This window comes from Streptomyces sp. SID14436 (assembly GCF_010548465.1).
Taxonomy (GTDB): Bacteria; Actinomycetota; Actinomycetes; order Streptomycetales; family Streptomycetaceae; genus Streptomyces.
Window position 1 is genome coordinate 1 of sequence record NZ_JAAGMD010000393.1, and the last position, 6,592, is coordinate 6,592.

Sequence of the window (6,592 nt, forward strand, 5' to 3'; positions counted from 1 at the left end):
CTGGTGTTCACCCCGAACGTGCTCGGGCTGGCCGGCGGGGCGGCGCTGGTCGGGCCGGCCGGCCACCGGGTGCCGCTGGTGGTCGCGGGGCTCGCCCTGGCGGGGGTGGCGGTGGCGCTGTCCCGAAGCCGGGCGGGAACCGGACCGGCCGCCCCGGGACCGTCACCGCAGGCGCGGGGGACGGAAGGGCAGGGGTGACGCCCGGGGCCGCCGTGAGTCCCGACGCGTCCCTCACGCCGTCACCCCCACCGGTCCGCCGCAGTGCCCACCGGAACCGGCGAGAACGGGCCATCGGGCCGGCCCGGCGGCGGAAAACGGACGCCGGCGGAGGGGTGCGGGCAGCGAACGGGCTTCCCCGCCGCCCCATTCGGGCACGCGGGCCGCCCGTTCTCACGTTCCGCACCGTCCCCGTGCAGGTCCGAGGCGGGCACAGCCCGATGTGAACGGGCACAAGCGGGCAGGAACGAAGTCATAACAAGCCTGGTCAGAACCGTGGACCCGCTGTACAACATCCTGCAAGGCCCGAACCGGGCCCGAACGGGCAGCGAGATCAGGAAGCAGGTGGTCGGTCCATGGGGCAGTGGACGGCCGAGGAGCGCCAGCGCGAGATCGTGCGGCTGGCGCGCGCCACCGGCTCGGTCGACGTGACCGCGCTCGCCGCCGACCTCGGTGTGGCCAAGGAGACGGTGCGGCGGGACCTGCGCGCCCTGGAGGACCACGGGCTGGTGCGCCGCACCCACGGCGGCGCCTACCCCGTGGAGAGCGCCGGCTTCGAGACCACCCTCGCCTTCCGCGCCACCAGCCACGTCCCCGAGAAGCGCAGGGTGGCGGCCGCCGCCGCCGAACTCCTCGGGGACGCCGAGACGGTCTTCATCGACGAGGGCTTCACCCCGCAGCTCATCGCCGAGGCCCTGCCCACCGACCGGCCGCTCACCGTGGTCACCGCCTCCCTGCCGGTCGCGGGCGCGCTCGCCGAGACCGGCACCATGTCCGTCCTGCTGCTCGGCGGGCGGGTCCGCTCCGGCACCCTCGCCACCGTGGACCACTGGACGACGAAGATGCTCTCCGGCTTCGTCATCGACCTGGCGTTCATCGGCGCCAACGGCATCTCCCGCGAACACGGCCTGACCACGCCCGACCCGGCGGTCAGCGAGGTCAAGGCGCAGGCGGTCCGGGCCGCGCGGCGCGTGGTGTTCGCGGGCGTCCACACCAAGTTCGGGGCGGTCAGCTTCTGCCGGTTCGCCGAGGTCGGCGCACTGGAGGCGATCGTCACCAGCACCCTGCTCCCGGCCTCCGAGGCCCACCGCTACGCACTGCTCGGCCCGCAGGTCGTCCGGGTCTGACGGCCGTACCCGCTCCGCACCACCACAACTCCCCAGACCGTCCGCAGTCCGCCCACCCCACGCGTAGGGCACCCCTGTCCCCCACAGAACCCCGCACATACCGACATTTCTGGAGTACCCCATGCGCACCCAGAGCCGACGCTCGCCGCGGAACCTCCTCGCCGCGGTGGCGACAGTGACGCTGATCGCTCCGCTCGCCGCCTGCTCGGGCGCCGGCGGTTCCCAAGGATCCTCCGGCGGCGACTCCATCAACGTCCTGATGGTGAACAACCCGCAGATGGTGGAGCTGCAGAAGCTGACCGCCGCGAACTTCACCAAGGACACCGGGATCAAGGTGAACTTCACCGTGCTGCCGGAGAACGACGTCCGCGACAAGATCAGCCAGGACTTCGCCAACCAGGCCGGGCAGTACGACGTCGCCACGCTCAGCAACTACGAGATCCCGATCTACGCCAAGAACGGCTGGCTGCACGCCCTGGACGAGCACGTCGGCAAGGACACCGCCTTCGACCAGGACGACATCCTCCCCCCGATGACCAAGGCGCTCACCGCGGAGGACGGCAAGCTGTACGGCGAGCCCTTCTACGGCGAGTCCTCCTTCCTGATGTACCGCAAGGACGTCCTGGAGAAGGAGGGCCTGACCATGCCGGACAAGCCCACCTGGAAGCAGGTCGCCGACATCGCCGCGAAGGTGGACGGCTCCAGTGCCGGCATGAAGGGCATCTGCCTGCGCGGGCTGCCCGGCTGGGGCGAGGTCATGGCCCCGCTGACCACGGTCGTCAACACCTTCGGCGGCACCTGGTTCGACGAGGACTGGACGGCCCGGCTGGACTCCAAGGAGTTCAAGGAGGCCACGCGGTTCTACGTCGACCTGGTCCGCAAGCACGGCGAGGCCGGCGCCGCCCAGTCCGGGTACGCGGAGTGCCTGAACAACATGACCCAGGGCAAGACGGCCATGTGGTACGACGCCACCGCCGGGGCGGGCTCCCTGGAGGCCGACGGCTCCCCGGTCAAGGGCAAGATCGGCTACGTGCCGGCGCCGGTCGAGAAGACGGACAGCTCGGGGTGGCTCTACACCTGGGCGTGGGGCGTCCAGAAGGCGTCCAAGAACGCCGACAACGCCTGGAAGTTCATCTCCTGGGCCTCCGGCAAGGAGTACGAGAAGCTGGTCGGCGAGAAGGCCGGCTGGTCCAACGTGCCGGCCGGCAAGCGCGCCTCGACGTACGACATCCCGGAGTACCGCGAGGAGGCCGCCGCCTTCGCGGACGTCACCCGGGACGCCATCGCGGGCGCCAAGCCCGAGGACCCGGGCGTGCAGCCCCGGCCGGCGCCCGGCATCCAGTTCGTCGGCATCCCCGAGTTCACCGACCTGGGCACCAAGGTCTCCCAGGAGATCAGCTCCGCCATCGCCGGCCGGCAGTCCGTGGACAGCGCGCTGAAGAAGTCGCAGAAGCTGGCCGAGGCCGTCGCCGAGAAGTACGAGGCGTCATGACCGTGACGTCCCCGGAGCGGGCCGCCGCCACCGTCCCCGGACGGCCGGCGGCCCCCCGCCCGAACCGTATGCGCGCCTGGGCCACCCGGGCGCCCCTGATGCCGGCGCTCATCTTCATGATCGTCGTCACCCAGCTGCCCTTCGTGGCCACCCTGGTGATCTCGTTCTTCGACTGGAACGCGCTCTACCCGGACCAGCGCAGCTTCGCCGGCTTCGCCAACTACGGCGAGGTGCTCACCGACCCGGACCTGCGCAGGTCGGTGTGGACGACCGTCCTGCTCACCGTCACCGTGGTGCTGGTCAGCCTGCTGCTCGGGCTGCTGCTCGCGCTGCTGCTGGACCGGCGCTTCCGCGGCCGGGGCGCCGTGCGGACGATGCTGATCGCCCCGTTCCTGCTGGTGCCGATCGCCGCCGCGCTGATGTGGAAGCACCTGCTGTTCAACCCGGAGTACGGGCTGTTCAACGGCATCCTGAACGCCGTCGGCGGGGACGGGGCGCCGCAGCCGGACTGGATCTCCGAGATGCCGCTGATGGCGGTGGAGGCCGCGCTGATCTGGCAGTGGACCCCGTTCATGATGCTGATCCTGCTGGCCGGGCTGCAGAGCCGCGACCCCCAGCTCGTCGAGGCGGCCCGGATGGACGGCGCGAGCGACTGGCAGGTGTTCGTCCACATCACGCTGCCCCACCTGCGCCGCTACCTCGAACTCGGCGTGCTGCTCGGCTCGATCTACATCGTGCAGAACTTCGACGCGGTGTTCACCATCACCTCCGGCGGCCTGGGCACGGCCAACCTGCCGTACACGATCTACCAGACCTTCTACCAGGCGCACGAGAACGGTCTCGCCTCAGCGGCGGGCGTCATCGTCGTCCTCGGCTCGCTCGTCCTGGCGACCTTCGCGCTGCGCGTGGTGTCGTCGCTGTTCCGTGAGGAGGTGTCCCGCTGATGGCCACCGTCACCCCCGCCGCCCCGCGGCAGCGCCGGGCGCCCGGCAGGGTCCGGGGAGCCGCCGCGGGCGTCGCCGCCTGGCTGGCCGGTCTCGTCTTCGTCGCGCCCCTCCTGTGGATGGTGCTGACCTCCCTGCACTCGGAGGCCGACGCGGCGACCAACCCGCCGTCCGTGGCGGCCACGCTGACCCTGGACGGCTACCGCGAGTTCTTCGGTCTCACCGGCGGTGCCAGCCCCTGGCCGTCGCTGATCAACTCCATGACCGCCTCGCTGGTCTCCACCCTGCTGACCCTGCTGCTCGCGCTGCCCGCCGCCTACGCGCTGTCCATCCGGCCGGTGAAGAAGTGGACCGACGTCCTGTTCTTCTTCCTGTCCACCAAGATGCTGCCGCTGGTGGCCGCCCTGCTGCCGATCTACCTGTTCGCGAAGAACACCGGCATGCTCGACAACATCTGGACGCTGGTCGTCCTCTACACCGCGATGAACCTGCCGATCGCGGTCTGGATGATGCAGTCGTTCCTGTCCGAGGTCCCGGTGGCGATCATCGAGGCCGCCCAGATCGACGGCGCCAGGCTGCCGACCGTGCTGGGCCGCGTGGTCGCGCCGATCGCCCTGCCCGGCATCGCGGCGACCGCCCTGATCTGCTTCATCTTCAGCTGGAACGAGCTGATGTTCGCGCGGGTGCTCACCGGCGTGGTCGCCGAGACCGCCCCGGTCTTCCTCACCACCTTCATCACCAGCCAGGGCCTGTTCCTGGCGAAGGTGTGCGCCGCGTCGCTCGTCATCTCCCTGCCGGTGCTCGCCGCGGGGTTCGCCGCCCAGGACAAACTCGTCCAGGGCCTGTCGTTGGGAGCCGTGAAATGAAGGCCGCCGTCATCGAGTCCGTGGGCCGGGCCGTCGTCGCCGAGGTCCCGGACCCGGCGCCCGGGCCGCGCGACGTCGTCGTGGAGGTCGCGGCCTGCGGGTTGTGCGGCACCGATCTGCACATCCTCCAGGGCGAGTTCGCGCCCGAGCTGCCGATCGTGCCGGGGCACGAGTTCGCGGGCGAGGTGGTCGGTGTCGGCTCCGCGGTCACGGAGGTGTCGGTCGGTGACCGGGTCGCCGTCGACCCGTCGCTGTACTGCTACGAGTGCCGCTACTGCCGTACCGGCCACAACAACCTGTGCGAACGCTGGCAGGCGATCGGCGTCACCACGGCCGGCGGCGCGGCGCAGTACGCGGTGGCCCCCGTGGCGAACTGCGTGAAGCTGCCCGAGCACGTGCGCACCGCCGACGCGGTCCTGATCGAACCGCTGTCCTGCGCGGTCCGCGGCTACGACGTCCTGCAGTCCCGCCTCGGCGCCCACGTGCTGATCTACGGCTCGGGCACGATGGGCCTGATGATGCTGGAGCTGGCCAAGCGCACCGGCGCGGCGAGCGTCGACGTGGTGGACGTGAACCCGGCCCGGCTGGAGACGGCGGTCCGGCTGGGCGTGTCCGCCTCCGCCGCCGACCCCGACGAGCTGGACCGCCCGCAGGGCTGGGACCTGGTCATCGACGCCACCGGCAACGCCGGGGCGATCCAGGACGGCCTGGAGCGGGTGGCGAAGGCCGGAACGTTCCTCCAGTTCGGGGTGGCGGACTACGCGACCCGCGTGACCATCGACCCGTACCGCATCTACAACCAGGAGATCACCATCACCGGTTCGATGGCCGTGCTGCACAGCTACGAGCGCGCGGCCGAACTCTTCGCCAACGGCGTGCTGGACCCCGAGGTCTTCATCAGCGACCGGATCCCCCTGGACCGCTACCCGCAGGCCCTGGAGCAGTTCGCGTCGGGCGTCGGCCGGAAGATCGTGGTGGTGCCCTGACCACCGGGGCCGCCGGGGCGGAAGGGCCGGGTGCCGGGGCGGCGGAGGGAAAACCGCTGGTCCGCCCCGCCCCGGCCGCCCTACCCTCCGGTCATGCCCCGACCTCACGGCTTCGCCTACACCGACCACGCGAACGGCAGCGTGGACATCACCCACCACAACCGCCACGCCACCACCCTGAACGGCGACCGGGCCGCCCGGTTCCTGACCGAGGTGACCACCTCCCCCGACCCCCAGCTCGTCATGGCCCGCTGGACCGGGAACTACAAGCACGGCAACGAACGCACCGCCCGCAACCACCCCCGCAACCGCCGCTGACCCCGGCCGGAAACCGACTGCTCCATTCGGGCCACGGGTAAGGGAACGGCAAAACCGTCCCGCTCGTTGACCGGGCATGACAGCTATGACCCCCGGCTCGAACATCCCCCTTCCCACCGCCCGCGTGACGGTGGACGTCGCCGCACCGGTGCGGCTCGACGTATCGGGCCTGCTGCTCACCGCCGACGGCAAGGTGCGCTCCGACGACGACTTCATCTTCTACAACCAGCCCTCGGGCCCCGGCGTGACCTACCGCTCGGGCGGCGGCACCGCCCCCGACGCGATCACCGTCGACACCACCGCCCTCCCGCCCGGCATCGAGAAGATCGTCATCACCGCCAGCCCCGACGCCCCGGGCCAGACCTTCCAGGGCATCGAACCGACGGCCACCCTCCGGGGCGCCGACGACCAGGCGGTCCTGGCCACCTTCACCCCGCCGCGCCTGGGCGACGAGACCGCCCTGGTGGTCGTCGAGATCTACCTGCGCAACGGCGTCTGGAAGGCCCGCGCCGTCGGCCAGGGCTACGCCAACGGGCTGGCCGGCATCGCCACCGACTTCGGCGTCTCCGTCGAGGAGCCCGCCGCCCCCGCCCAGCCCGTCACCCCGCCGCCCGCCGCCGTCCAGCCGCCGCCGGCACCGCCC

At 71.5% G+C, this 6,592-nt stretch carries 7 protein-coding genes and 1 pseudogene; all 8 read left to right on the forward strand.

What is annotated here, in order from left to right; genetic code table 11:
• Window positions 1-198 (forward strand): annotated as a pseudogene (locus G3I53_RS13810) (hypothetical protein); the annotation flags it as partial.
• 374 nt (window positions 199-572) lie between these two features.
• Window positions 573-1,343, forward strand: coding sequence for a DeoR/GlpR family DNA-binding transcription regulator (locus tag G3I53_RS13815; RefSeq protein WP_164337369.1), 771 nt, complete (start codon window positions 573-575; stop codon window positions 1,341-1,343).
• 121 nt (window positions 1,344-1,464) lie between these two features.
• On the forward strand, window positions 1,465-2,835 hold the full coding sequence (locus G3I53_RS13820; RefSeq protein WP_164337370.1) for a sugar ABC transporter substrate-binding protein: 1,371 nt from the start codon (window positions 1,465-1,467) through the stop codon (window positions 2,833-2,835).
• Window positions 2,832-3,779, forward strand: a complete 948-nt coding sequence (locus tag G3I53_RS13825) for a sugar ABC transporter permease (RefSeq protein ID WP_164337371.1) — start codon at window positions 2,832-2,834, stop codon at window positions 3,777-3,779. The genes G3I53_RS13820 and G3I53_RS13825 overlap by 4 nt, the downstream gene beginning before the upstream one ends.
• Entirely contained in the window at window positions 3,779-4,645 is an 867-nt protein-coding gene (locus G3I53_RS13830) for a carbohydrate ABC transporter permease (RefSeq protein ID WP_164337372.1), read from the forward strand. The genes G3I53_RS13825 and G3I53_RS13830 overlap by 1 nt, the downstream gene beginning before the upstream one ends.
• Complete coding sequence (locus G3I53_RS13835) at window positions 4,642-5,631, forward strand: zinc-dependent alcohol dehydrogenase family protein (protein WP_164337373.1); 990 nt, start codon at window positions 4,642-4,644, stop codon at window positions 5,629-5,631. The genes G3I53_RS13830 and G3I53_RS13835 overlap by 4 nt, the downstream gene beginning before the upstream one ends.
• A gap of 93 nt (window positions 5,632-5,724) precedes the next feature.
• Window positions 5,725-5,949, forward strand: a complete 225-nt coding sequence (locus G3I53_RS13840; protein ID WP_164337374.1) for a hypothetical protein — start codon at window positions 5,725-5,727, stop codon at window positions 5,947-5,949.
• Window positions 5,950-6,034: 85 nt separating this feature from the next.
• The coding region (locus tag G3I53_RS13845) for a TerD family protein (protein WP_203617065.1) at window positions 6,035-6,592 on the forward strand (558 nt) is incomplete at its 3' end.

Bases quoted from the DNA above. Each gene is read 5' to 3' on its own strand.
- G3I53_RS13815 (WP_164337369.1), top strand. From the start codon at position 573: ATGGGGCAGTGGACGGCCGAGGAGCGCCAGCGCGAGATCGTGCGGCTG.
- G3I53_RS13820 (WP_164337370.1), top strand. From the start codon at position 1,465: ATGCGCACCCAGAGCCGACGCTCGCCGCGGAACCTCCTCGCCGCGGTG.
- G3I53_RS13825 (WP_164337371.1), top strand. From the start codon at position 2,832: ATGACCGTGACGTCCCCGGAGCGGGCCGCCGCCACCGTCCCCGGACGG.
- G3I53_RS13830 (WP_164337372.1), top strand. From the start codon at position 3,779: ATGGCCACCGTCACCCCCGCCGCCCCGCGGCAGCGCCGGGCGCCCGGC.
- G3I53_RS13835 (WP_164337373.1), top strand. From the start codon at position 4,642: ATGAAGGCCGCCGTCATCGAGTCCGTGGGCCGGGCCGTCGTCGCCGAG.
- G3I53_RS13840 (WP_164337374.1), top strand. From the start codon at position 5,725: ATGCCCCGACCTCACGGCTTCGCCTACACCGACCACGCGAACGGCAGC.